This is a genomic window from Escherichia sp. Marseille-Q3837, from assembly GCF_916618735.1.
Lineage (GTDB): Bacteria > Pseudomonadota > Gammaproteobacteria > Enterobacterales > Enterobacteriaceae > Escherichia > Escherichia ruysiae.
In genome coordinates, this window is sequence record NZ_CAKAKC010000001.1 from 4,425,009 (window position 1) to 4,449,539 (window position 24,531).

Annotated in this window: 19 protein-coding genes; 7 read left to right on the forward strand and 12 right to left on the reverse strand. The window is 48.9% G+C overall.

Annotated elements, in window-relative coordinates; genetic code table 11:
- Positions 1–112 precede the first annotated feature (112 nt).
- From LG381_RS21170 to LG381_RS21195, 6 genes are all read right to left on the reverse strand, one after another.
- Complete coding sequence (locus LG381_RS21170; protein WP_225762895.1) at positions 113–1,495, reverse strand: amidohydrolase family protein; 1,383 nt, start codon at positions 1,493–1,495, stop codon at positions 113–115.
- A 9-nt stretch (positions 1,496–1,504) separates the two neighbouring features.
- On the reverse strand, positions 1,505–2,455 hold the full coding sequence (locus LG381_RS21175) for a carbamate kinase family protein (protein WP_000661628.1): 951 nt from the start codon (positions 2,453–2,455) through the stop codon (positions 1,505–1,507).
- Positions 2,456–2,667: 212 nt separating this feature from the next.
- The gene (locus tag LG381_RS21180) at positions 2,668–4,086 is read right to left on the reverse strand and encodes a DUF1116 domain-containing protein (protein ID WP_000075083.1); all 1,419 of its coding nucleotides are present in this window, start codon (positions 4,084–4,086) and stop codon (positions 2,668–2,670) included.
- Positions 4,086–5,633, reverse strand: coding sequence for an acyl-CoA synthetase FdrA (gene fdrA / locus LG381_RS21185; RefSeq protein WP_222680164.1), 1,548 nt, complete (start codon positions 5,631–5,633; stop codon positions 4,086–4,088). The genes LG381_RS21180 and fdrA overlap by 1 nt, the downstream gene beginning before the upstream one ends.
- A complete protein-coding gene (locus tag LG381_RS21190) occupies positions 5,623–6,486 on the reverse strand; it encodes a DUF2877 domain-containing protein (protein WP_225762896.1) in 864 nt (287 codons plus the stop codon). The genes fdrA and LG381_RS21190 overlap by 11 nt, the downstream gene beginning before the upstream one ends.
- Before the next feature lie 39 nt (positions 6,487–6,525).
- Positions 6,526–7,131 (reverse strand): ankyrin repeat domain-containing protein, encoded by a 606-nt coding sequence (locus tag LG381_RS21195; RefSeq protein ID WP_225762897.1) that lies wholly within the window; start codon positions 7,129–7,131, stop codon positions 6,526–6,528.
- A gap of 257 nt (positions 7,132–7,388) precedes the next feature.
- Here LG381_RS21195 and LG381_RS21200 point away from each other — a divergent pair, with 257 nt between their 5' ends.
- Together LG381_RS21200 and LG381_RS21205 are read left to right on the forward strand one after the other, a co-directional pair.
- Positions 7,389–7,886, forward strand: a complete 498-nt coding sequence (locus LG381_RS21200; protein ID WP_225762898.1) for a DUF1097 domain-containing protein — start codon at positions 7,389–7,391, stop codon at positions 7,884–7,886.
- A gap of 91 nt (positions 7,887–7,977) precedes the next feature.
- Positions 7,978–8,910, forward strand: a complete 933-nt coding sequence (locus tag LG381_RS21205; RefSeq protein ID WP_001084384.1) for a LysR substrate-binding domain-containing protein — start codon at positions 7,978–7,980, stop codon at positions 8,908–8,910.
- Positions 8,911–8,951: 41 nt separating this feature from the next.
- Here the strand turns inward: LG381_RS21205 and LG381_RS21210 are convergent, their stop codons facing one another.
- From LG381_RS21210 to LG381_RS21230, 5 genes are all read right to left on the reverse strand, one after another.
- Complete coding sequence (locus tag LG381_RS21210; RefSeq protein WP_000146396.1) at positions 8,952–10,040, reverse strand: EAL domain-containing protein; 1,089 nt, start codon at positions 10,038–10,040, stop codon at positions 8,952–8,954.
- Positions 10,041–10,181: 141 nt separating this feature from the next.
- The gene (locus tag LG381_RS21215) at positions 10,182–14,183 is read right to left on the reverse strand and encodes an autotransporter outer membrane beta-barrel domain-containing protein (RefSeq protein ID WP_225762899.1); all 4,002 of its coding nucleotides are present in this window, start codon (positions 14,181–14,183) and stop codon (positions 10,182–10,184) included.
- Positions 14,184–14,915: 732 nt separating this feature from the next.
- Positions 14,916–15,611 (reverse strand): lactate utilization protein C, encoded by a 696-nt coding sequence (locus tag LG381_RS21220; RefSeq protein ID WP_000370408.1) that lies wholly within the window; start codon positions 15,609–15,611, stop codon positions 14,916–14,918.
- Complete coding sequence (locus tag LG381_RS21225) at positions 15,604–17,031, reverse strand: LutB/LldF family L-lactate oxidation iron-sulfur protein (RefSeq protein WP_225762900.1); 1,428 nt, start codon at positions 17,029–17,031, stop codon at positions 15,604–15,606. Before LG381_RS21225 ends, LG381_RS21220 begins: the two co-directional genes overlap by 8 nt.
- A 10-nt stretch (positions 17,032–17,041) precedes the next feature.
- Positions 17,042–17,761: a heterodisulfide reductase-related iron-sulfur binding cluster gene (locus LG381_RS21230; protein ID WP_001102104.1), complete on the reverse strand. Its 720-nt coding sequence runs from the start codon at positions 17,759–17,761 to the stop codon at positions 17,042–17,044.
- A 493-nt stretch (positions 17,762–18,254) separates the two neighbouring features.
- On the opposite strand from LG381_RS21230, the gene LG381_RS21235 reads away from it, so the two are divergent.
- Positions 18,255–19,808, forward strand: a complete 1,554-nt coding sequence (locus tag LG381_RS21235; protein WP_225762901.1) for an L-lactate permease — start codon at positions 18,255–18,257, stop codon at positions 19,806–19,808.
- 185 nt (positions 19,809–19,993) lie between these two features.
- Here LG381_RS21235 and rclR read toward each other — a convergent pair whose 3' ends face one another.
- Complete coding sequence (gene rclR / locus LG381_RS21240) at positions 19,994–20,857, reverse strand: reactive chlorine-specific transcriptional regulator RclR (RefSeq protein ID WP_225762902.1); 864 nt, start codon at positions 20,855–20,857, stop codon at positions 19,994–19,996.
- 225 nt (positions 20,858–21,082) lie between these two features.
- Here rclR and rclA point away from each other — a divergent pair, with 225 nt between their 5' ends.
- The 4 genes from rclA to LG381_RS21260 all read left to right on the forward strand — a co-directional run bounded on the left by rclA (position 21,083) and on the right by LG381_RS21260 (position 24,430).
- Complete coding sequence (rclA, locus tag LG381_RS21245; protein WP_225762903.1) at positions 21,083–22,408, forward strand: reactive chlorine resistance oxidoreductase RclA; 1,326 nt, start codon at positions 21,083–21,085, stop codon at positions 22,406–22,408.
- 108 nt (positions 22,409–22,516) lie between these two features.
- Positions 22,517–22,753: a reactive chlorine resistance periplasmic protein RclB gene (rclB, locus tag LG381_RS21250; RefSeq protein ID WP_225762904.1), complete on the forward strand. Its 237-nt coding sequence runs from the start codon at positions 22,517–22,519 to the stop codon at positions 22,751–22,753.
- A gap of 11 nt (positions 22,754–22,764) precedes the next feature.
- Positions 22,765–23,352 carry a reactive chlorine species resistance protein RclC gene (gene rclC, locus LG381_RS21255; RefSeq protein WP_105290524.1) on the forward strand — a complete coding sequence of 196 codons (588 nt, stop codon included), beginning with the start codon at positions 22,765–22,767 and terminating at the stop codon, positions 23,350–23,352.
- A gap of 178 nt (positions 23,353–23,530) precedes the next feature.
- On the forward strand, positions 23,531–24,430 hold the full coding sequence (locus LG381_RS21260; RefSeq protein WP_225762905.1) for a LysR family transcriptional regulator: 900 nt from the start codon (positions 23,531–23,533) through the stop codon (positions 24,428–24,430).
- The last annotated feature ends 101 nt before the right edge of the window (positions 24,431–24,531 follow it).

The window sequence follows — 24,531 nt, forward strand, 5'->3', positions numbered from 1 at the left end:
CAATGTCTCCGGCTCAGAAGAATCAAGGCCAACAAACCCATATTCAAGTTGCCCCACTCCCTGGGGCGATAAATCTCTTACGACTCACCGTTGAAGACATTTCAAACGGACATCAACCTGCCACACGCCCCCATACCAGTTGCCCTTTATGGAACGTTGCGGTACGTGGCGAGATACGCGCCACCGCCTCGGCGGAACAGGAGGCGTCCACCAGCACAAAGCTGGCGTCATCCTGCGCTTTTGGCCAGACGCGCTCGCCTTTTTCATTCAGCGGCAGGACATCGCCAGTGGCTAAAAACAGCGATCGGGAGAGGTTCTGTTCGTTAGGACGAATATAGAGTTGCGCGTACAGATTGGCTTTTTCCAGCATGTCGCCAAGGCCGTAAGGTGACCAGTGGTCGATAACGCTGTCAGTTCCTGTCATGACTTTTACGCCTTTGTCGTGCAACTGTTTGAGCGGCATATGCAACGTGCCAATCGGCACCGTCGAGGCGATAGTAATTTGCTGCGCCGCCATGCGGTTTGCCAGTTCATCCACCTGTTGCTCGTTAAGCGTTGCCAGCGCAAAGGCGTGACTGATGGTCAGCTTGCCCTTCAGTTGCGGCGTTTTCTCTACGGTTTCAACCATATAATTGATGGCCGCCACGCCTGCCGGCGTGGTTTCGTGCAGGTGAATATCGACGCCTTTGTCGTAGTCCAGCGCAATCTGGAACATGGTGTCGAGAGATTTTTCCATCGCGCCATCAACGCTGGTGGGATCCAGCCCGCCGACGTAATGCGCCCCCGCCTGCATCGCTTCGCGCATTAAGGGTTCCGATTTCGACAACAGCAAACCGTGCTGCGGGAAGGCAACAATTTCACACTCGAAGCCCGCCTGACGTCGCGCCAGCACCGCCTGTAAGTTATGCAGATTTTTCAGGCCGGAAACCGGTTCGATATTGCAGTGGCTACGGGCAATGGTGGTGCCTTTCGACTGCAATAAATCGATCAGTTTTTCCGCCCGCTCCTGAGTGTACGGTTGCAACTCCGGCAGCATTTTCTGCTCAAGCGTGATCATGTCCTGGATTGTGGTGCCTGCCGGGCGATTGAGCGAGCGCCACGGCCCGCCATAAAAGGTTTTGTCGAGATGAATATGCATGTCGCGGGTGGTGGGCAGCATCAACTTACCGCCAGCGTCATAGTGCGGCAGCGTGGCGTCCGGATGCTGCTTATTCTCGCGCAGGGCAACAATTTTGCCGTCCTGAATTTCCACGGTCTGGCGCGCCGTGCGGGTCTGCACCGCTACGCCGTTTTCGTAATCAAAACCGGTTTCCAGCAACACGTTGTCGAGATAGTAGTGCGGGTCAGTGATTTTCATGGTGTTATTCGCTTCGCAGTTTGCGGTGCCAGAGACTGCCGCGTGGGCGAGCGGCACAGACGTACCAAACAGCGCGGCGGCGGTAACCATCTTACCGCTCTGGCTCAAAAACTCACGACGGCTATTGCTTTCTTTCATCTTACGTCCTTACGTTTTAATAATATGGGTGCCCGTTTCACCGCGCAGCGCCGCTGGCAGGCATTCCGGCGTGGTGATAATCACTTCTTTGCCGCCCTGTTCTAAAAATGTCAGGCTGGCGATAATTTTTGGCAACATGCTGCCGGGCGGGAAATGCCCTTCCTGCATATAGCGGGTCATGGTGGCAATATCCACCCGATCCAGCGCCTGCTGCTGCGGCTTGCCAAAGTGAATGCACACTTTTTCGACACCGGTGGTAATCACTAAAATGTCAGCGTGAATTTCGCGCGCCAGCAGTGCAGTGGAGAGATCTTTGTCGATAACCGCGTCCACGCTTTGGTAATCGCCTGCTTCACTGCGCACCACCGGAATTCCGCCACCGCCCGCGCCAATCACCACAAAGCCTTGTTGGATCAGCGCCTTAATAGCAGGCGCTTCCACAATGCGTTTCGGTTCCGGCGAGGCGACAACGCGGCGATAGCCCCGTCCGGCATCCTCAACAAAATGCCAGTCAGGGTTTGCCTTTTGTAATTCGTCACGCTGGCTTTCACTAAAGAATGCACCGATGGGCTTGGTGGGATGAGCAAAACCCGGATCGTTTTTATCCACTTCAACCTGAGTCACCACGGTGACGGCCTTTTTCTCGCCGTGACGCGCCAGTCGGTTGTTCAGCGCCTGTTGGATCAGATAGCCAATGCCGCCTTGCGTATCTGCCACACAGTTCGCCAGCGGCGTTAAGGGCAGCCCTTCACGCTCGTGGGCAATCTCCGCGCGGCGTAAATCCAGCCCGACCTGCGGCCCGTTGCCGTGGGTCAGCACAATGTCGTAATCGGAAGCCAGCATTTCCAGCACCGTATCGGCGACGGCTTTCACCGCCTCCGCCTGATGCTCAATCGACTGGCTGGCGTTATCTTTGATAATGCTGTTGCCACCAATGGCAACGACCACAAGTTCTTTCATGTTGTTATGTCCGCGACAGAGGGTGATGGGGTTATGACCAACGCCAGACTGCCTGATGCGCTACGCTTATCAGGCCTACAGATTCTTGTGCCATCCGGCAATGGTGAAAAATGCCTGATGCGACGTTCGCGCGTCTTATCAGGCCTACAAACTCTTGTGCCATTCGTAGGCCGGATAAGGCGTTCACGCCGCATCCGGCATAAACATGTAGGTCAGACGCCGTAACGTTCGCACCAGCCAAGAATGGCTTTCTCGAAGCAGGCGAATGGTGGATGCACAATGCCCGCGCCAATCATGCCGACGCCCGCATCTTTATGGGCGATGGCGGTGTTGATCACCGGCAGAATGCCGCTGCTGCCCACGCGGGTGATGTCGATTGCCGACGGCACGCCCATAAAACCGAGCAGCGGAATGGTGACATTCGGGTTTTCACCGAGGGTGATTTCTCGCATCTGACGGGAGAAATCGATAGCCTCTTCCACCGTGCCGCCCACCAGCGCGACGATCGCAGGCGCGGTCGCCATAGCAAATCCGCCAATACCGTAGGTTTCGGTGATGGCGCTGTCGCCGATATCCAGCCCCGAATCCTCCGGCTTATAACCGGCAAACATCGGGCCGATGACCTGCTGCGCCGGGCCGGTAAACCACTGCCCCGGCAGGCCGCTGACCCGCAGGCCGAACTCGACGCCGTTTCGCGCCATCGTGGTGACCACGGTGCTGTATTCGATGCCGTGCGCCGCATCCATCGCCGCTTTACACATCGCCATCCACGTCGGGCCGGAGAAGTAGTCGCTGCTGGCGACAAACTCAAACACTTCGCGCTGTTGCTCGACGGAATAGCCCGCCTGAATAATCCCCGGCGTCAGCGCCTGAATCAGCAGCGTCGTCCCGGCGTTATTGCGGTTATGACACTCATCGCCCATATGCAGCGCCTGCGCCAGCATTAAGCGCAGATCGATCTCACCGATAATTTTCATCGCGTCGCGCAGCATTGGTCCCTGCACATCGCGCATCCAGTTGAGGCGGTCGATCACGCTCTGGTCGTTGGCGCCCATACGCAAAATCTTCGCCATCTGCTCGCTCATGTTGGTGTAAGCGATGTTGCCGTAGGTTTTGTTTTTCACGATGTGCATAAACATCGAGGCCGAGGTAACCCCCGCCATCGACCCCACGCAATCATGTTCGTGGCACGGCGAGAAGGTGATCTCCCCGGAAGCCGCCAGTTCAGCCGCCTCGTCGAGGTCTTTCGCCAGCCCTTCGAACACCAGCGCCCCGGTGACCGCGCCTTTCATCGCGCCGCACATTTTTTCCCAGGTGACCGGCGGCCCGGCGTGAAGAATGGTTTTCGCCGTCATGCCGGGCACCACGTTAATCGCCTGATCAAAACCAATCAGCACCGGATGCGACTGGATAATGCGTTCCAGCGCCTGCTGGTTAGCGGCGGCGATTTTGTCTGCCAGGGGCGAATCGGCAATGTTATCCAGCGCCTGCACCACCTGCATATTGCCCTGCCCCGGCGGCGTCCAGTCGAGTTGAGTCACTTCTACATGCTGCTTTTTCAGGTCATCGCTAAACATGGCGATGCCGACGTTAATAACGTTCAACGGTTGGCTAAACAGTGACGGGCTCATCAGGCTTCCTCCCCTTTGCAGATAAATTCACGCGCCAGCAATCCGGTATTGGTGCTGCTGCTCGCCAGAATCACTCCGGCATCAAGCAGCATCTGGCTCTGTTGTTCTAATGATGGCGTATCGAGATCGGTGCCCAGCACATAGGCGAGAATGATCAACTCGCGCCCTTCGGTAGCGGCGATCGCTTTTGCTTCTTTGATCGCCTCGATGGTGGAGCCGACCGGATCTTCATGCGATCCAAATCCGAGCACAAAATCCATCACGATCACCGCCACTTCGGGATCGCGCGCCTCTTCGATCAACCGGCTGATACGGTTGGTGGGGTCAATCATTGGATGTGGTTTGCCGTTGGTGAAGTCGTCATCGCCAAAGTCGAGGAAGGTGTGTTTGATGCTGCGGTTGATATCTTGCAGGCGGAATTCAGGATCGGGCTGAATGTTGCTGTACACATCGCCATGTTTTTCCATCACCGCGAACATCGTTTCGTCGCACAGCGTGCCGCCGCAGAACAGGCCACGAATGTATTTCTGTTGCGGCTTCAGGCGAGCGCGCACGTCAGCAATCAACGGCTGGTTTAGCGTATGCAGGTCGAGATGTTCTTGTTTCACGCCGGAAAGCATCACTGCTTTCAGCGCCGCTTCTTTGGTGCCGCGAGCAAACTGTAGCCCCTGCTCATCCACAGGCGTTTCGCCACGACCGAGGAAGCAGACCACCACCGGCTTGCGGCAGGCGCGCGCGCGTTCCAGCACTTTGCGAGCCACCGCCGGCGCTGGCGGTTTAGAAATTAAGGCGATGATTTCAGTTTGCGGATCGTTTTCTAACATGCCGATGGCGTCGAGCATCATCAGGCCGCCAATTTTCTCGCTCAGGTCGCGCCCGCCGGTGCCGATCAGTTGTGAAACGCCGCCGCCAAATTCATGGATGCGGACACTCAGTTCCTGGCTGCCGGTGCCGGACGCACCAACAATACCGATGTTGCCACGACGCACGGCGTTACCAAAGCAGAGCGCCGCGCCGTTGATAATCGCCGTGCCGCAGTCTGGCCCCATCATCAGCAGCCCTTTTTCGTGAGCGAGCTGCTTGAGCGCCAGTTCATCTTCAACCGAGACGTTATCGGAGAACAGCATCACGTTGAGGTCATTTTGCAGCGCCTGACGCGCTTCGCGAGCGGCAAACAGGCCGTTGACGGAAATCACCGCCAGGTTACTTTCCGGGATATGCTTTTTGGCGCTGGTGATAGTGGCATAACGCGCCTCGTGCGTACCACTTTGCGCTTTGGTATTGAACAGTTCTTCAATCTCCACCAGCAACTGCTCGTTGTCCGCGCCCGCTTTGCCGTTGATAACGATCATCAGGTCGCCGTTTTTCGCCTGCTCCAGTTCCGGTGTCAGCAGCCCTAAATTTTTCAGCACGCCTTTGTTCATTTCGGTCGCCATCGCCACAAATGCCTGCTCGACACCGTCGAGTTTATTTGCACGCGTGGAGATGGACATCAACGAGACAGAATCAAAATAGGTATTCGGTTTAATGACTATTTTAACTGACATAATTCCCTCCGTAGGTTTGGCTCAGCGCACAACCATCGGCCATGCCATACAGCATGTCGCAGCCGGAACTGGAGCCAATATGTTTAATTTTTTCTATTGTCTGAGTGGCGTTCTCAGGGATGTCATTAATGATGCCGTGAATAAAGTGATAAATATTTTCCCGACAGCGTTGTTGTAATGCGGCTTCCAGCGTTATGGCACTTAATAACGTGGTATTATTTCTGCCGCGTTGCAGGCCGAGATAAAATTCCTCTTTGTATTTTTCTACCGGATGCCCGGAAATAAATAAAACAAGCGCCAGACCTGTTAAATAATCGTCGGCTGAAGGCGTCAGACCAATCCCTAACCCAATCATATTAGCGACCGCTGACGCGATATTTTGTTTATCGTTTAATGCATGAATAACAGCACGTCGCCTGATATGTAATTCTTTATTTAACGCCTGATAAAATGGATTATCGCCGCGATAATTAAACAGGGTTTCATTTTCCCCCAGGTGCTGATGAATAATGTCGTGCCACTGTTGCCAGGCGATAAGGTGAAAATTCAGAGCGGTCATTTGCAGTGTTGGGGACAGCCAACGCTGACAACGATGCTTATCTATATGAATATCTTTACCAATCGTAATCCCATGCTCGTCAAACTGAACCTTATCGCCATGATGGAACAGACCATCAAAGTGAGTGAGTGCCAACCGACAACTGTTTGGCGCATTGTCGTATTCTTCACAAAGCAGCGTCAGCAACTGCTGGCGAGCCGGGAGTGCGATATTTACCGCTCTGGCAAAGACCTGTTCAACCTGTCCTTGCCCCCGCTGCGCCAGAAAATCCGCATCCGCAGTTAGCGCCCACACACACCGTCTTTCTGGTGTGTCGATAGCAAGCCTCCCGGATTATGCACCTGCGGCAATCAGCAATTGCGCAATCTCTTCAAAACCGCGTTCCCGCGCCAGTTCCAGCGGTGTTTTGCCATATTTATCGGTCATATGCGGGCTGGCCCCGTGTTCCAGCAATAACTGGACAATCGCCTGCTGTTTAATACCGCCATCATTAAGCACAATCGCTTCCAGTAATGGCGTCCAGCCAACATGGTTGGTCTGGTTAACGTTAATTTCCGTATGCGCCAAAAGCTCTTTTACAATACTTAAATGGCCTTTTTCACAGGCAGGCGTCAGGCCGACACCGCCAAAACGGGTTACGCAATTAAGATCGGGTTTAGCCGGTAAAATAATTCGTAGTAGCGTTAAATCATCGTTCAGACAGCTAATTAAAAAAGGATTTAAACAGGTATGATCTTGTTTATTAATATCCGCTCCGGCGTCAATTAATGCCTGAATGCAAGCATATTGCTGATATAAACTTGCCAGCGTAATTGCCGTTTTCCCCTGACGATCGCAGGTATTAATATCGACACCCAGCGCAAGGCAGGTTTTTACTTTATCAATATCACCCTGTTGCGCAGCCAATAAATAGTCGGCAGGTAGATTTTTTATAGTCATTCACATTCCCCTGGTTTTTGTGGCTGTTTTCGATGAATTGAGAATAGCAACGATAATCTGATAAAAGAACCCGCTTAAATTTAATTCGCCGTATTTCGCCTTTTTGTTGAAAGATGTTCAACAATCTTTTCGCAGTGTGCGGTAGTGCAATATTTGTTTCTTTGACCCGATACCCTTTCACTCAATCAGGTTTTATTTCTCTATAGTCTGCACATGTAAGAGTAGCTTTCGTCCATGTCTAACCAGAGGGGAACAAGATGAACGGACTCACGGCAACGGGTGTCACCGTCGGTATTTGTGCAGGGCTTTGGCAGTTAGTGTCTTCACATGTCGGGCTCTCTCAGGGATGGGAATTATTAGGAACGATTGGCTTCGTCGCCTTTTGCAGTTTTTATGCCGCAGGCGGCGGTAAATCGGGGTTTATCAGAAGCCTGGCGGTTAATTATTCCGGGATGGTGTGGGCGTTTTTCGCCGCGCTGGCTGCCGGCTGGCTGGCTTCTGTAAGTGGTCTTTCTGGATTCTGGGCAAGCGTGATTACTACCGTGCCCTTCTCAGCGGTGGTGGTCTGGCAAGGACGTTTCTGGTTACTGTCATTCATTCCCGGTGGCTTTCTCGGCATGACGCTATTTTTTGCCAGCGGGATGAACTGGACGGTAACGTTACTGGGTTTTCTGGCGGGTAACTGCGTGGGGATAATTTCCGAATATGGCGGACAAAAATTAAGCGAAGCGACAACTAAACGCGACGGGTATTAAAAGTTATTCAAAAATGATTATCTATCTTTAACCGATACCTCTACAGTCATGGCTGGAGAAATTCATATTAGAAAATGGCGGGAATGGTTTAATGAACTCAATTTTTACCGAAGAAAACCTGTTGGCATTTACTACCGCTGCGCGTTTTGGCAGTTTCAGCAAAGCCGCAGAAGAGTTGGGTTTAACCACTTCCGCCATTAGCTACACCATCAAGCGAATGGAAACGGGGCTGGATGTAGTGCTGTTCACCCGCAATACCCGCAGCATTGAGTTAACGGAGTCCGGGCGTTATTTTTTCCGCAAGGCCACCGACCTGCTGAATGATTTTCACGCCATCAAACGCAGCATCGATACTATTTCGCAGGGCATAGAAGCACGCGTGCGCATTTGTATTAATCAGCTACTTTATACACCCAAACACACCGCACGCTTATTACAGGTGCTGAAAAAGCAGTTTCCTACCTGCCAGATTACCGTCACCACCGAAGTGTATAACGGCGTCTGGGATGCGATTATCAATAACCAGGCGAATATCGCCATCGGCGCGCCCGATACGCTGCTGGACGGTGGCGGCATTGATTACACCGAGATTGGTGCGATTCGCTGGGCTTTTGCTATCGCCCCGGATCACCCGTTAGCCTTTGTGCCGGAGCCGATCGCCGAAAGCCAGCTGCGTCTCTACCCTAATATTATGGTGGAGGACACCGCGCATACGATTAATAAAAAGGTGGGTTGGTTGCTGCATGGGCAGGAGTCGATTCTGGTGCCTGATTTCAACACCAAATGTCAGTGCCAGATTTTAGGTGAAGGGATTGGTTTTTTGCCAGATTACATGGTTCGTGAAGCGATGGCGCAATCACTGCTGGTTACCCGACAAATTCATAATCCGCGCCAGGATTCACGCATGTTACTGGCGACCCAGCACTCTGCAACGGGTCAGGTGACGCAGTGGATTAAAAGGCAATTTGCGCCAAATGGCATATTAACGGGGATCTATCAGGATTTACTGCATCGGGAGAATTAATCGCTGCCAACCTCCCGATGCGCTGTGAATAGCGGCTTACATCAACCACCGGCTTTCATTACCCAGTCAGAGACAAATTTATTACCCGGAACCGGCGGAGAGTACAAATAGCCCTGCAAAAAGTGAACACCTTTACCGATCATTAAGTCCGCCTGCTCCTGGGTTTCTACCCCTTCCGCTACGATACTCAGACCAGGCTTACGCGCCAGTTCGACAATATTGTCCACAATATGGCCGGAGATTTCGTCAACACTCGCCATTTGCACAAACGACTTGTCAATTTTAATAAAATCGACCGGAAACGCCTGCAGATAACGATAGGTCGCATAGCCCGTACCAAAGTCATCCAGCGCAAAGGTAATGTTGTGCTGATGAAGGCTGTCAAATATCGCTCTGGCTTCTGGTGTTACCGGAATGGGGTTACGTTCTGTCAGCTCAAGAACCAGCTTGATTTTATCATTACCTAATTTCTTGACCAGGTTCAGACACTCTTTTTCAAATCCCGCAGCCAAAAAACAGCCCGCCGAGACGTTGATACCAATATGGAAATTGTCCGGTAGCAAATGTTTTACCGGCAGCAGAATATCCGCAGTCTGTTTCATCAACTGGCGGGTCATTATGACAATAAGGCCAGATGACTCCGCCAGAGGAATAAACTGATCCGGAGGGATAATTCCCGTTTGCGGGTGCTCCCAGCGAACAAGCACTTCACAGCCTGTTAGTACCCCTGTCTGTGCGCAGAAAACAGGTTGGATCCACGGTTTAAATTCATGGTTTTCCAGCGCCAGGCTGATGGCTTCAGGCGTGACAATATGGTGACAACGGTTGTCAGGGATATAGAATTTATTTTTATTACCTGTGGCGGTGACTACCTGTGGATGATATTGAAAAAAGATATCCCGCCAGAAGGTAATATCACTCTGAATACCGAGTTTTTCGTACAGTTGTTTCTTTTGATGTGAAATTGTTTTTGCGCTGCGATTTCTATATTGTGATATTTCTGTAACAGACATCCCCTCCATCAGCAGCTTGAGTAAAAGCCGTTCTTTCTCGGACACAATACCAGGCAACGTCAGATTAACGGTTGCCCCGAACTCTTCAAGAAAAACACTCAAATCATGCGAAGCCATTTAACACACCTTGCTTAAATCATGTGCGCCAGCTAAATCCGCTTGTCTCCTTTCTGGCAGAAAAAGCTGGCGGCAAAAAAATAATACAGAGAGTCGAATTGTCACTCATCCGACTCCCTCTCCTTTTACGAATTATTCAGTTCAGAATGACCACTTAACGCCAATCATCGCGGAGGTGTCATTATATCCCTTGTCAGCAACCTGAACGCCCACATTTCCCCAGACATTCAGGTTGGCATTTAGCTGTCCTTCCACCCCGGTTTTTATCTCGGCAATATTTCGGGTTCCATCCTGAGAGACTGACACGCCATCCATGCGAGTGCTGAAATCCTTACTGTTATGTAGCCAGTTCACTTCCATAAATGGCTGGAACTCGCGGGATTTGCCTTCATCCATTTTATGGTGGCTCTTAAGCCAGGTTTTCACGCCCAGTCGGGTCTGAATATTACCGTCTCCTTCGCTTCGCACCAGAGTACCGTTGCTTTCGCGATGCTTATCAGCTTTTACTCCCATCCAGGTAATCTGTGCTTGTGGCTGGATATACCATTCGTTCCGCGTTCCCTGGCTGCCATTAAATTCAGCTAATTTGTGCTTGTATCCAGCCTCCAGTGAAGCGGTAACCCCTTTTGATTTATAAGATTCGCTCTGTAAATCATCACCTTTCACTGTGTTATCAAACCAGCTGTACTGCGCCCAACTGTCGAGATACGCCCCGTTATGTGACTCATCATCCGCATACCAGGTCGCATATAACCCCGTGCTGTAACCATTCACGCTTGCTTTAGTTCGATAACCGGTGCGCGATGAGATAGTCTTGCTGTCACTGTTACCGTAACCAGCCATGACCCCCAGATGCCAGCGGTCGTTGCCACTTATACTCCACTGCGCGATATCGCCCCCCAGTTGCAGAACATAGCGATTGCTTTGGGTTTTCAACTGGCCACTTGCATCACGCCATTTGTTGTGGCCCCCTTCATGACGCATCCACATGGTGGTTTGTTTCTGCTCACCCGTGACCAGATCGGTATAGTATGTGCTCCCCAGACGTTCATGCAGTCGGGAGGTAAACATTGTGTTGGCTGCCGCAAGGTTCGCGATGTAACCACCAGCCTCCGGGCGCAGGTCATTATCCAGAGTCTGGTCAGGAACAGGCGTTGGCTCTGGCGTCGGCTCTGGCGTCGGCTCTGGCGTCGGATTCGGCTCCGGATTCGGCTCCGGATTCGGCATCGGCTCTGGCTCCGGTTGCGGTTCAACTGACTCACCACCGCTGGTCAGATACCAGTTACCGCTGTTTGCCCCCTGACCACGTGCGAGAGTGTAGTCATACGCGCCCGCAACGATACGCCCCGCCTGAACAAACTCCCCCTCGGACTTACCACCTACATGGATAAGTTCGATACCGTTAAGGGTTTTAGCGCCTGTACCGCCAGCGTTATTCACCGTAACGGACGTCATGCCGCTGGTATCGCCCTCAACAACCAGTTTATCAGTCACTGAATCATCGCCATTCAGTACCGTATTCATAACCAGTTGACCGTTATTACCGTGGTAGTTCCCCTTCACCACTAACGCATTGCCCGCTTGCTGTCCTGACATCCCGGTCATCAGCGTGCCGTTGTTGGTCAAATTGCCACCCAGGCTGTAACTCACAGGCACAGCCGCTCTTTTTTCACCGCTATTATTCAACACCAGGGTGCCGTTGTTCTCAACGTTTGCGCTACCCAATCCCTGTGCGTGGCTTACCAGGACATGAGCTGAGTTAGCAATATTCATATTCGCCGTCAGGCTGCTGTTATCGCCCGCGATATCCAGCGTGCCACCCTGAACATTCAGCGTCCCGCTCCCCGTTAATGAACCGGTTGCAGTCCCCCCGTTGGCAAGAGTCAGAGTTCCGCCGTTTAAGTTCAACAGCGAATCGGCGCTACCATTGAGCGTACCCACGGTCTGGCTATGACCATTCATATCCATTTCAGTTTCTGCCGCCAGACGCAGTTCCTGGGTATTACCCAACACATTATCGTTATTCAGCAAGAGCGTCCCGCTACGCAGATCGGTAACACCGGTATAGTCGTTGTCTTTGTTAGAAAGCGATACAGTCTGGCCTTTCTGGCTGCAGAATGCCAGGTCACCATTACCGGTAATTTTTGCGCTGAGATCGGCGGCATTCTCGCTTTTACCATTGGCACTCAGCACCAGGGCATCGCTGTCAGTAGCCTGCAAATCAAGCTGCGTCAGGCCATAGCCGATATACAGGCCGTCATTATTTACCCCACTCGTCAGACGATAGTCATAAGTGCCAACGGCAGCTTTTTTCCCATTCTGCTGAATATCACGTTGCGCACTGCTGGAGAGAGTTTGTCCATTTTTATCCTGCAATTGCAGATTGCCCGCATCCCCCAGCACCTCCGCCCCCTGCGCATCAACCAGCAGAATGGCGCTGTTATCATCATCAACTTCAGTGAGCGATAATGCAGAGTCAATATCACGAGATACTGAGCTTACAACGTCGCGGTCGGCAACCTGAATAACCCCCTCGCCCCGTAGATCCAGCGTTTTGCTAACTTTGACGGTTCCTTCTGTCATCTGTGCATCAGTTGTCAGAGCACCAAAATCAACGGTTCCGCCGGAGAACCCCAGAGTGCTAATGGAGTGAGTACCATTACCCACCGTTATCTGACTTCCCTGACCCGCAGTGATCCCGCCTCTCTGCAGAAACTCAGCATTCTGTTCCAGGTTAAATGTCGTGTTCTGGAACGCCAGTGCCCCCTGGAACCAGTCGGTGTAAGCAAACTCATCGAAGGAGAATGCATGATTCCCCATGTCTATTTCAACAATGCCTTTACCTTGAAGATCGTTATCAAATACCCAATCTTTGTTGGCATTAATTTGCAATTTGCCATCAACATCCAGATCCGCATTACCGATGTTCTTTTCTTCAGTAATAACAGCTACAGCATCGGAGGCAACATCAATATATCCGCTGAATGCATAATTATTACCGGTCAAAGCAACCGTCCCACTGTCGATACTGATTGTACCGTTGCCGGAGATCTTATTGGCAAAGGTCATGCTATCGTCAGCCTTCAGGTGTAATTTTCCGCGATTAGAGATATCTGCCGTGCCTATATTTTGAGTGATCCCCAAAGCTCCATTTTGGCCAATCGTTACTTTGCCGCTAAATGCAGAATTATCACCGGTTAAGTAAGTCGTGCCACTGAGCGCATTGATATTGCCCAGCCCCTCACTACCACTGACAATGTTAGCGGAAATAGTCGCGTTTTTATCCGTGTGGTTTAATGTGATTTTCTTTTCGGATGTCGAAGCCCACACAAACTCAATTTTTTCGGCATCAATAATCCCTGCTGCTTTCGCATCACTCCCTTCCTGTGCACCTAACGCCAACTCCGAATTGGTGCTTAAACTAATTTTCGGTGCAGAAATTTTGCCGCCTTCTGAAACAGCAAGTGTGGTATCGGAGTTTTGATTATAATAGCCCAGACTAATTTGCTCACTGGCATTAACTTCACCACCGTTATTAACAGACAGGTACTGATCTCCACCGTAACTGCTGTAAACGCCCATGAAGAAAGTTTTGGAATTTACCTGGCTGCCTTCGCCACTGACATTTCCCTGCGTATAAGTCAGACGACTGGTGCCATTAACATGAATTTTGCCGCCGTTGGAGACATTAAAATAGCCGCGATCGTGCCTGGAGCCAGAGTTTGAATCATAGAGATCATCAGCATACAATTCACTACCGGCATTTGAAACGTTTAGAAAACCCGTCCCTTTCAGCAATACATCAAGCTGACCATTGATATACACTTTCCCTCCGGTGATATCCAACCCACCACCAGAATTGAGCGTGAAACGTGGACGAGAAGTGTCTGTAACGTCGATAACCAGATTAGCATTATCAGTAACCGTAATACGGTAATCGATGTTCTGATCGGCCTTGCCAAAATCAATAGTCTTGTCCTGGTTCACGGTGACATCACCAGAGAACGCCAGAGATGAATATAAACCTATCGCGCTAATTAAAACGGCTCTTGCCTTCTTTCCTTTTATTCTACTTCCCAGCTCAGAGCAAACGCACCAACAGTTACGGGACCTGTTCCACTTTAGCCGATATATTTTATTCATGAGACTCTCCAGCAATGCATCCAGACAAAACCAAGCTCTCATACACCGAGGTGAATTAAATTCTGCACCTCGACTCATGAGAGATATAAAAATTCAAAAAGACTGCATAATATCGAAAACTGTATAATTCAGGCATACAGTTCAGAGGGTAATATAGGGCTAACTCTCCACTGGACACGTTTTCCAAATTAACAACCGCAACATCATCCTTACATTAACTTCCAGTTTTGAACACAGGCGCATTATATGTATCTACGAATCCAGATCAACTCAAAATATAGCCCAAAGCAAAGCAATGAGACCTCATATTAATATAAGAAAAATTGGTAACACTAAATGAGTATATAAATATAAGACTTATCTTATTAAAAATAATATATCAACTTAGGACTGAATCCATTCAGCAAAAATATAAGATATTATTAAGAAAAGAATAAATCTCAGCGGGATTTAACTGTGATTACAAGGAAAGCATCTGAATGCTGTAAAAATATAAGCGTGGATTTTTACACTAAATCTTTACAGCGTAAAACTATAATGACACAAACAATCGACGTTCGGTTTATTTTTATCCACCAAACATAACACAAATGAACGGGTGTTTTAACTGCCTATTTTTCCATCACCCTGGTATATGCGCTCCCGTTTCTGAGCGCCCAGATAGAGCAGTTATTCCGTTCAATATGACAGCGCCATTCTGGATGTTCATACCAGAATGGCCGCCAATCTCTCTCAACAATCCTCAATAATCAGGTACACCGCCTTCACCGGCCCGTGAACCCCAACGACTTTGATAAGTTCAATGTCCGCTGTTGAACTGGGGCCACTGATGATGTTAATGCAGGATGGCATACGTTCACCAGCCTGCGCTTTCTGGTGCAATTTTTCTGCCAGCTGCGCCACTCGGGGCAAAATAGTGCTTTTACGCAAGATAAAAATAGAGGACTCAGGTAGCAGACTCAATGAACGCCCGCGCTCAGCAGCGGAAAAAAGAACCACACCTCCCGACTCTGTTAAGCCATATTCAGCATACACAACGCCAACTTTCGCCTGCTCCGCCAGAGCGATATTCTCGACACCTTTCGCCGGATCCCAAACAGCGGCATTGCATTCCTGCTGTAAACGTCCACTGATCCCCAGCTCCTCCAGTCGCTTGTCGCCACTCACCACGACCGACTGATCTCCCAGCTCTTTACACAAACGTAATGCCGCTTCTGCCGCCTGCGCCTCGCTGGTCAGTTCACAACGCGTCAACATGACATCGCTGGCAAACTGGATAAACGCATCACAGTGCTGCTGTTGATTAAGTTCGGTAAGCCGCTCGTTAGCATAGTTGTTAAGCGGCGCATCTTCTGCTTGCGGTTCACGTCGCAGCGGGCGACCCAGCGCCTGAGCAACGTTGTTCAAAAATTCGCTCCGATTATCCATTCTTTTTCTCCTGCGCCTGATGTTTCTTAAACCAGCTACGGAAACTCTCTCCGTCAGCTTCAGGAAGATCGCGTGCTTCCATCCAGTCGCTAATTGCGCCGATCCTGAGCGGTGTTTTGCCGCCATTGATAAACCAGCTTGCCGCATGGGCGCCAGCCATCATTCCGACTTTCCACAATCCCGGATGACTATTGGCATAAGCAAACATTTTGATCGCCCGTTGCTCTGCTTTTGCGGTGATTCCTTTTTCAGCCATCACCCGACGATGGCGTAAAATCAGTTTCGACAGAGGAATACGCACCGGACAAACGCTGTCACAGGCCGTGCATAAAGAGCAGGCGTAAGGCAAATCTTTAAAATCTTTATAGCCGCCAAGCAATGGAGAAATCACCGCACCAATTGGTCCTGGGTAAATAGAGCCATATCCGTGACCGCCAATATGGCGATATGCCGGGCAGGTATTCATACAGGCTCCGCAGCGAATACAGCGCAGCACATCACGAAATTCAGAGGCCAGCACCTCGGAGCGTCCGTTATCAACAATAACCAGATGAAACTCTTCAGGGCCATCAACATGTCCTGCTTCGCGCGGTCCTGTCAGCCAGGTGTTATATCCCGTCAAACGCGTACCAACGGCACTGCGCGCCAGCATGGTGATCAATACGTCTACCTCGGCAAACGTGGGGGCGATACGCTCCATACCCATCACCGCAATGTGCGTTTTAGGCAGCGTGGTACACATTCGCGCATTACCTTCATTAGTCACCAGACATACCGAACCGGTTTCTGCCACCGCGAAATTACAGCCGGTAATACCGATTTCAGCACTGAGGAAATCTTCGCGGATCTTTTGGCGAATGAATAAGGTCATCGCTTCAGGCGTTTCCGGGCCATCATAACCCAGGCGTTCGTGTAGCACCCGGCGGATCTGGTGGCGATCTTTATGAATAGCCGGAACCACAACATGAGATGGCGGATCTTGATCCAACTGCAGAATGTATTCCCCCAGATCGGTTTCAATCACCTGAATGCCAGCATCCTGCAACACATGGTTGACGCCAATCTCTTCGGTCACCATTGATTTCGACTTCACCACTTTCCGCGCATTTTTACGCTGGGCGACCTGTAAAATGTAGCGGGTAGCATCTTCTTTGGTTTTTGCAAAATAGACGTGACCGCCGTTTTGCGTCACTTTTTCTGAGAGCTGGTACAAATAAGCGTCAAGATTACTCAGAACATGATCACGTATCTGGGCAGCGCGATCGCGCCACTCCTCCCAGTGCCCTAGTTCATCAACCATTTTTTGCCGATTTGCACCAATACGCTGCTGCGCATTTGCCACCGCTTTGCGCATGATCGGATCTTCAATTTGCTGACGGATGCGTGTCTTAAATTCTGTATTACTGGTTTTGATCGACATCTTTATATCCTCAGCGGCTCATCAGCACTTCAGCAATATGCATCACTTTGACTTTCTGCCCTTCACGTTGTAATCGCCCACTAATGTTCAGCAGGCAACTCACGTCAGCGCCAATTAAATACTCAGGGCGGACTTCCATCAGGTGCGAAACCTTTTCTTTCACCATCTCGCCGGATATTTCGGCCATTTTGACCGAGAACGTGCCGCCAAACCCGCAGCAAGTGTCCTGTTCGGCAAAGGGCAACAGCTCCAGTCCGCGTACATTTTTCAGCAGCGTAAGTGGCTCGTCCTTCACCCCCAGCTTACGGGACAGGCTGCAAGATGGGTGATACACCGCTCTCCCCTGCAAGCTGGCGCCGACATCCACTACCCCTAATTTATTAACAATAAAAGAGGTGAGATCCTGCATACGCGCGGCAACCTTTTCGGCACGTAATGCCCATTCAGGTTCATCCGCCAGATACGTCGGGTAACTTTTTACGGCATAGGTGCAGGAACCAGCAGGTGAAATAATGGGATCGTCGTTATCCTCCAGTGCAGCGATCAGATTTTTCATCCCCGGAATCGCTTCTTTGATATAACCACTATTGATCGCAGGCTGACCGCAGCATCCCTGTTTCTCCGGGAAATTTACGCGACAGCCGAGTTTTTCCAGTAGCAGCACGGAGTCTCGTGCCATCCTTGATTTCAGTGCATCACCAATACAGGTAACAAAGAAATTTACATTCACAACCAACACTCCATTACTTCATTTCTGTTTATGCCCGATGGCAACCACCCCTTCTGGGTTATCAATCATCAATAAAAATAGGGGCTCTTTTTTATTAAGTAATAAAATACAATTCCAAACTCATTTGTATGACAAAACAGATAATCCGTCATTCAATACCTGGATGCAATAACTAATTTTATTTCTTTCGGCATCGCTCACATTTTTATAAAGACACCAGCTATCAACACTGGGGTGAAAATTTGATTTAAGTGGGTCACAAAATTCATAAACCCGACCTTGAATACCTATTTAGAGTTACTCATTAAGGGGCTGTTAAAATATACATACATTATTTTATAAATCAGAATGCTAACAATAAATATACAAACATTAACAATGTGTAATTTTATTTTACTGAAGCGATTCAGTTTGCATTTTTTATTTTAATAATGAGATAACCTCCATCGGAAAAATAGATAAACAAGGTCGATAAATATAGTCAGGAATAGAAATGCACGGATATTTAATGTTTGCTATTGCACTCTCACCTTTGCTCCTTATGGTATTTTTGATTCTGAAACTGAAGATGCCTGTTCATTATTCAGTTCTGATATCACTGGCATTTACAGCGGCTTTATCTGTCCTGTTCTGGGACATGCCAATACAGAATCTGAAAGCCTCAGTGGGTTATGGCGCACTCAAAGGATTATGGCCGATCGTGATTGTGATCCTCGGTGCAATATTCAGTTATAACGTCATGCAGGCAACCAAAGCTCTGGATATTCTCCGCGATATTCTCGCCAGTATTAGCGAAGATAAGCGTATCCAGGTGCTCCTTATTTCATGGTGTTTTGGTGGTTTTCTTGAGGCTGCTGCCGGCTACGGTACTGCAGTCGCCATTCCTATTGGTATCCTCATCGCGTTGGGATTCAACCCACTGAAAGCCGCAATTGCTTCACTGGTTGCCAATACGGTGCCTACAGCGTTTGGGGCGGTAGGTATTCCGGTTTCAATCCTCGCCGAGCAGGTTAATCTGTCTGTTTACACCTTAGGTGGCACAATTATTCTGCAATTAGCGATTTTTAATCTCCTGCTGCCCTTTGTCATTATTTGTATTATTGGCGGCGGCGTGAAAGCGATTCGCGGCGTATTCCTTATCACACTGCTATGTGGCATCGCGACACTTATTCCGCAATACTTTGTTGCCGTCCATCTTGGTGCCGAATTGCCCGCTTTTGCTGGCAGCCTGGCTAGCCTTTTCGCTGTCGCAATTGCCAGCCGTCTGCGCAAAGGTGAAGTAGACCCAGAGTGGCGTATTGAAGCCAGCCATACCCGTGAAATGGCACCACGTTCGGCAAAGGTGCTGTTCCGGGTCGGTTCTATTTACCTGTTTATTTTTGTCTTTATTCTGCTGTGCTCACCGTTATTCCCAACGATAAAAGCAGCAGCATCTCAGCTGGCTTCAGTGCTGCATTTTTCACTGCTCGATGGCGGGACATTAGCGTTAAAAATAGAATGGCTCACAACGCCTGGAATGTTGATTATCTTTGCAACTATTCTCGGCGGTTTTATTCAGGGAGCATCAGCACGCGGTATGCTGGAAGTATTTATCAAAACCGTATTCCAGCTTAAAAATTCTATTATTGCGATTATGGCCATTGTCGCCATGGCAACAGTTATGGATCTCAGCGGCATTATTTCTACGTTGGCACGGTCAATTGTCGATCTCACCGGAAGTTCATACGTCTTTCTCGCGCCGGTCATTGGTGCGCTGGGTACTTTTGTCACCGGCAGCGACACTAACTCGAATATTTTGTTTGGCAAACTACAAACTATTGCAGCCAGCAAGCTGCATATCGATCCCAATTGGCTGGCGGCGGCAAATACTTCCGGTGCCACGGGTGGGAAAATGATTTCACCGCAAAGTATTGCCATTGCCGTTTCTGCCACAAAAATGGAAGGGCAAGCCAATCAAATAATGTCTGGCACCATGAAATACTGCTGTGCTTACATCGCAATACTTGGCTTAAAAGTAGGTCTCTTTTATTTCTGGTTTATGCGATAAAGTGGTTTTCTTAACCATACGCTTTTATATGGATAAGGATGCACACAAAGATTAAGTAACAGAAATCTTACCTTTAGAATGCCTGGATGTTCTTTATTTCTACCAGAACATCCGGCTGTTTTTCCCCGCTACGCTGAGTATGACTTGCTCTATTTTTATAACAGATAATCTTATCCATACTTAGCTTATAAGATAACCTCCTGAAGCTGTCTGACTCTTTCCCGATATTCACCTGGAGTACAGCCAAACTCGCGAACAAAAGCCTTGTGAAAGGATGATTCACTGGCATAGCCTACTGACTCAGCGATCACCACGACGGAGAGCGTTTCCCGGGAAAACCGCTGAGCCGCTATTTGTAGCCGCAACTTTGTTAATACAGCCAGTGGCGTGGTCCCAGAAACATCACGAAAAAGTTGGGCAAAACTTGCCCTGGACATGTGAACGCTGCTGGCCAGCGATTCGACTGTCCAGGGATGGCCAGGCATTTCCAGCATTTGCTGAATCACCACGCCAAGGCGCGGATGAAGCAACAAACTGAGAATATTTTTCTCCGTATTAGCCTGTACGATCCATCCACGCACGGCGAGTGTAAAGAGTGTGGCGCATACCTGGCTACACAGAGCATCCGCTCCCGGCATTGCCGCTCTGGATTCCTGTTGTAAAAAAGGAATCGCCTCCCTCAGCCAGTTAAACTCCACGCTGTCACTTTCCGGTGCCAAAAACAGAGCTTCCGGCAAAGAGGTCAAAAAATAACGCGCCGAACGTTGCAGCCGAAGAGTGCCGCATACGATACAGGTCGATTCATTTTCAATGTGACTCAGGCGATGAGCTGAGTTTTGTGGTAGCAGAACCACATTCCCAGGGCGCAATGTAAAGGTCTGCCCCGCCGGCATTTCCAGTTTCGCCGCACCTTGTGTTAACACATGCCAACGAATAACCGATAGTTCCCCCGCAACATGTGGAAGCTGCCAGTCACTTCCTAACTCGCAATTTTTATCGATCGTTCCTTGTGGAGCGTTAAGCATCAACAAACGGCTAAGGGCATCCATATCAGACTCCTGAGTAGTTTTTTGATTATAGAATCAATAATCTTATATAAGCCTTAAGCCAATATCATCAATTAGTTAATCATCATCGTTATATTGTGACCCTGATTAAAAAACAACGAACATCAGACGATAAGACAAAATATCAAGCGTTGTGAAGAAGTGTTATTTGCGCATTTACGTCTATAGTCATTACGTCAAATGAATACGTTTCGACAGGAAATTATCATGAATAAATATCAGGCAGTTATTATTGGTTTTGGTAAGGCAGGAAAAACATTAGCCGTCACGCTGGCTAAAGCGGGTTGGCGTGTGGCTCTCATCGAACAATCGAATGCAATGTATGGCGGGACATGTATTAATATCGGCTGCATCCCAACCAAAACATTGGTTCATGACGCACAACAGCACACAGATTTTTCCCGTGCCATGCAGCGTAAAGATGAGGTCGTCAAATTCTTACGCAATAAGAATTTCCATAATCTTGCGGATATGCCCAATATCGACGTGATCGTCGGGCAAGCGGAGTTTATCAATAATCATATTCTGCGTATTCATCGACCAGAGGGAAATCTGGAGATTCACGGTGAGAAAATTTTTATTAATACCGGCGCACAAACTGTGGTTCCATCAATTCCAGGAATAACCACGACGCCAGGCGTCTATGACAGTACCGGATTACTTAACCTGAAGGAATTACCCGAACATTTGGGCATTTTAGGCGGGGGATATATTGGCGTTGAGTTCGCCTCTATGTTCGCTAATTTTGGCAGTAAGGTGACTATTTTTGAAGCAGCGCCTCTATTTTTGCCTCGGGAAGATCGGGACATTGCTGATAATATCGCGACTATTTTACGCGAGCAGGGAGTGGATATTATCCTCAACGCCCATGTGCAGCGTATCAGCCACGATAAAAATAAAGTACAAGTGCATACCGGACACACTCAACTGGCGGTGGATGTCCTGTTAATTGCTTCCGGTCGCCAGCCTGCTACCGCCTCGTTAAAACCAGAAAATGCCGGGGTTGCGGTGAACGAGCGCGGGGCAATTGTCGTTGACAAGCGATTACATACCACCGCAGACAATATTTGGGCTATGGGAGATGTTACCGGCGGGCTGCAGTTTACTTATATTTCACTGGATGATTACCGCATTGTGCGCGATGAGTTACTGGGAGAAGGCAGACGTAGTACTGATGATCGGAAAAATGTGCCTTATTCCGTATTCATGACTCCTCCACTGTCTCGGGTTGGTATGACAGAAGAACAAGCCAGAGAGAGTGGTGCAGATATTCAGGTGGTTACATTGCCTGTAGCGGCAATTCCGCGCGCCAGAGTGATGAACGATACCCGTGGGGTATTAAAAGCGATTATCGATAATAAAACCCAACGTATATTAGGGGCATCACTGCTATGTGTTGACTCCCACGAGATGATCAATATTGTGAAAATGGCGATGGATGCCGGGCTGCCTTATAGCATATTACGCGATCAGATATTTACTCATCCGTCGATGAGCGAATCACTCAATGATCTATTTTCATTAGTCAAATAAACCTAAAATCAGACGCCAGGACAAATATTCTGGCGTCTCAGAGAAAACAATTTTATCAATTTTTGCTTATTCTATAATTCCTCAATCACTTCATTGATGGTATTTTATATGTTTAAAAAAACTGTTTTATTTGCAATGCTATTATCTGGTATTATGGCTTTTTCTACCAATGCAGATGACAAAATAGTTCTGAAACATGTCAGCGTCTCGTCAGTATCAGCATCACCGACAGTTCTGGAGGATGCCATTGCTGATATCGCCAGAAAACATGACGCATCATCATGGAAAATTACCTCCATGCGGATTGATAACAACTCAACCGCGACGGCAGTATTGTATAAATAAGGACGTTGATAATGAAAAAATACCTGCACCTGTTAAGTCGGGGAGATAAAATTGGCCTGACATTGATTCGTCTGAGCATTGCGATTGTTTTTATGTGGATTGGGTTATTAAAGTTTGTCCCTTACGAGGCCGACAGCATTACACCATTCGTCGCGAACAGTCCGCTAATGTCGTTCTTTTATGAACATCCAGAAGAATATAAACAGTACCTGACTCACGAAGGCGAATATAAGCCGGAAGCCCGGACATGGCAAATTGCTAATAATACCTATGGTTTTTCCAATGGCCTTGGCGTCGTGGAGGTGATGATTGCTCTGCTGGTGTTAGCAAATCCTGTTAACCGGTGGTTGGGTTTATTGGGTGGATTAATGTCATTTGCCACACCGCTGGTAACACTCTCATTTTTAATCACCACTCCTGAAGCCTGGGTGCCTGCTCTGGGGGATGCTCATCATGGTTTTCCCTATTTATCCGGAGCCGGTCGTCTGGTGTTGAAAGATACCCTGATGCTGGCTGGCGCAGTCATGATAATGGCTGATTCGGCGCGGGAAATCCTTAAACAACGAAGTAATGAGTCATATTCAGATTTTAAAATTTAACCCTTTATAATCAGAACAGAATCTGTTGTTTAATTTTTCAGGCGTCAGTTTTCCCTTTGTACAGGTAAGGCTGACGCTATTTTTATGCTCAATGTTTCCTTGTTTAAGGTTGGGGCTTACCATATCTCTCACGCTAACATGTAAACAGATATCTTTTTTCCGCAATGAGAGGCAGAGAGTGGCACGAGAAAATCTTAATGATTTAATGGCATTCATCGTTGTTGCGCGTGAAAAGAGTTTCACCAGGGCTGCTGCTCAATTGGGGATATCACAATCAGCTTTGAGTCACAGTATGCGCACCCTTGAATCTCGTCTGGGTATGAAACTCCTCACTCGCACCACCCGCAGCATATCGCTGACGGATGTAGGGCAATCAATGCTTGATGAGCTGGGGCCTTATATTGATGGGATTCAGGGAACATTGCAGCAACTAAAAGATCTCAACAAGAAGCCTGCTGGAACCGTTCGAATATCCACATCTGATTACGCTATCAGGTCTGTCATCTGGCCAAAACTTGAGCCATTACTAAAAGAATATCCGGATATAAATCTGGAATTAATTGATGATTATACTTTAACGGATATTGTATCCGGCCGATTCGATGCAGGAACGCGCCTGGGAGAACAGATATCCAGCGGTATGATCTCTGTACGTATTGATCCCGACGTGCGCTTTGCTGTTGTCGGTTCGCCAGCATATTTTTCTCAACACCCTTTGCCAAAACATCCAGATGACCTTATTAGTCATAACTGCATTAATCTTCGTTTTCCAACGCATGGCAATCTGTATGCGTGGGAGTTTGAAAAAGAAGGAAAAAGCCTGAATGTAAAAGTCAGCGGTCAACTGGTGTTTAGCCGTATCTATCAAAATTTGCAGGCGGCGTTAGAGGGCTACGGCCTGGCGCATGTTCCACGCGATATTGCGGAAAAACACATCGCCAGCGGCGAACTGATCAGTGTACTTGAAGACTGGTGTCCTTATTGGGATGGTTATTATATTTATTACCCGGAAAACAGAAATCACTCAAAAGCATTCCAGCTGGTTGTTGATGCGCTACGCCATCATAAAAAAAACTGAACATCAGGCAGACAAAAGCCAGGGCTATCGCAAGGCTCTGGCTTTTTAATATCATTATGTCTGTTAGTGCTCAGCGCAAATTCCTGCTCTCAAACACATTT

What these genes read in the sequence shown, in the direction of transcription:
- LG381_RS21205 (WP_001084384.1), top strand. Translation starts at nt 7,978, where the DNA reads ATGAACTCAATTTTTACCGAAGAAAACCTGTTGGCATTTACTACCGCT.
- rclB (WP_225762904.1), top strand. Translation starts at nt 22,517, where the DNA reads ATGTTTAAAAAAACTGTTTTATTTGCAATGCTATTATCTGGTATTATG.
- LG381_RS21210 (WP_000146396.1), bottom strand. Translation starts at nt 10,040, where the DNA reads ATGGCTTCGCATGATTTGAGTGTTTTTCTTGAAGAGTTCGGGGCAACC.
- rclA (WP_225762903.1), top strand. Translation starts at nt 21,083, where the DNA reads ATGAATAAATATCAGGCAGTTATTATTGGTTTTGGTAAGGCAGGAAAA.
- LG381_RS21225 (WP_225762900.1), bottom strand. Translation starts at nt 17,031, where the DNA reads ATGTCGATCAAAACCAGTAATACAGAATTTAAGACACGCATCCGTCAG.
- LG381_RS21175 (WP_000661628.1), bottom strand. Translation starts at nt 2,455, where the DNA reads ATGAAAGAACTTGTGGTCGTTGCCATTGGTGGCAACAGCATTATCAAA.
- LG381_RS21215 (WP_225762899.1), bottom strand. Translation starts at nt 14,183, where the DNA reads ATGAATAAAATATATCGGCTAAAGTGGAACAGGTCCCGTAACTGTTGG.
- LG381_RS21170 (WP_225762895.1), bottom strand. Translation starts at nt 1,495, where the DNA reads ATGAAAGAAAGCAATAGCCGTCGTGAGTTTTTGAGCCAGAGCGGTAAG.
- rclC (WP_105290524.1), top strand. Translation starts at nt 22,765, where the DNA reads ATGAAAAAATACCTGCACCTGTTAAGTCGGGGAGATAAAATTGGCCTG.
- LG381_RS21220 (WP_000370408.1), bottom strand. Translation starts at nt 15,611, where the DNA reads ATGGATAATCGGAGCGAATTTTTGAACAACGTTGCTCAGGCGCTGGGT.
- LG381_RS21195 (WP_225762897.1), bottom strand. Translation starts at nt 7,131, where the DNA reads ATGACTATAAAAAATCTACCTGCCGACTATTTATTGGCTGCGCAACAG.
- LG381_RS21200 (WP_225762898.1), top strand. Translation starts at nt 7,389, where the DNA reads ATGAACGGACTCACGGCAACGGGTGTCACCGTCGGTATTTGTGCAGGG.
- rclR (WP_225762902.1), bottom strand. Translation starts at nt 20,857, where the DNA reads ATGGATGCCCTTAGCCGTTTGTTGATGCTTAACGCTCCACAAGGAACG.
- LG381_RS21235 (WP_225762901.1), top strand. Translation starts at nt 18,255, where the DNA reads ATGCACGGATATTTAATGTTTGCTATTGCACTCTCACCTTTGCTCCTT.
- LG381_RS21180 (WP_000075083.1), bottom strand. Translation starts at nt 4,086, where the DNA reads ATGAGCCCGTCACTGTTTAGCCAACCGTTGAACGTTATTAACGTCGGC.
- fdrA (WP_222680164.1), bottom strand. Translation starts at nt 5,633, where the DNA reads ATGTCAGTTAAAATAGTCATTAAACCGAATACCTATTTTGATTCTGTC.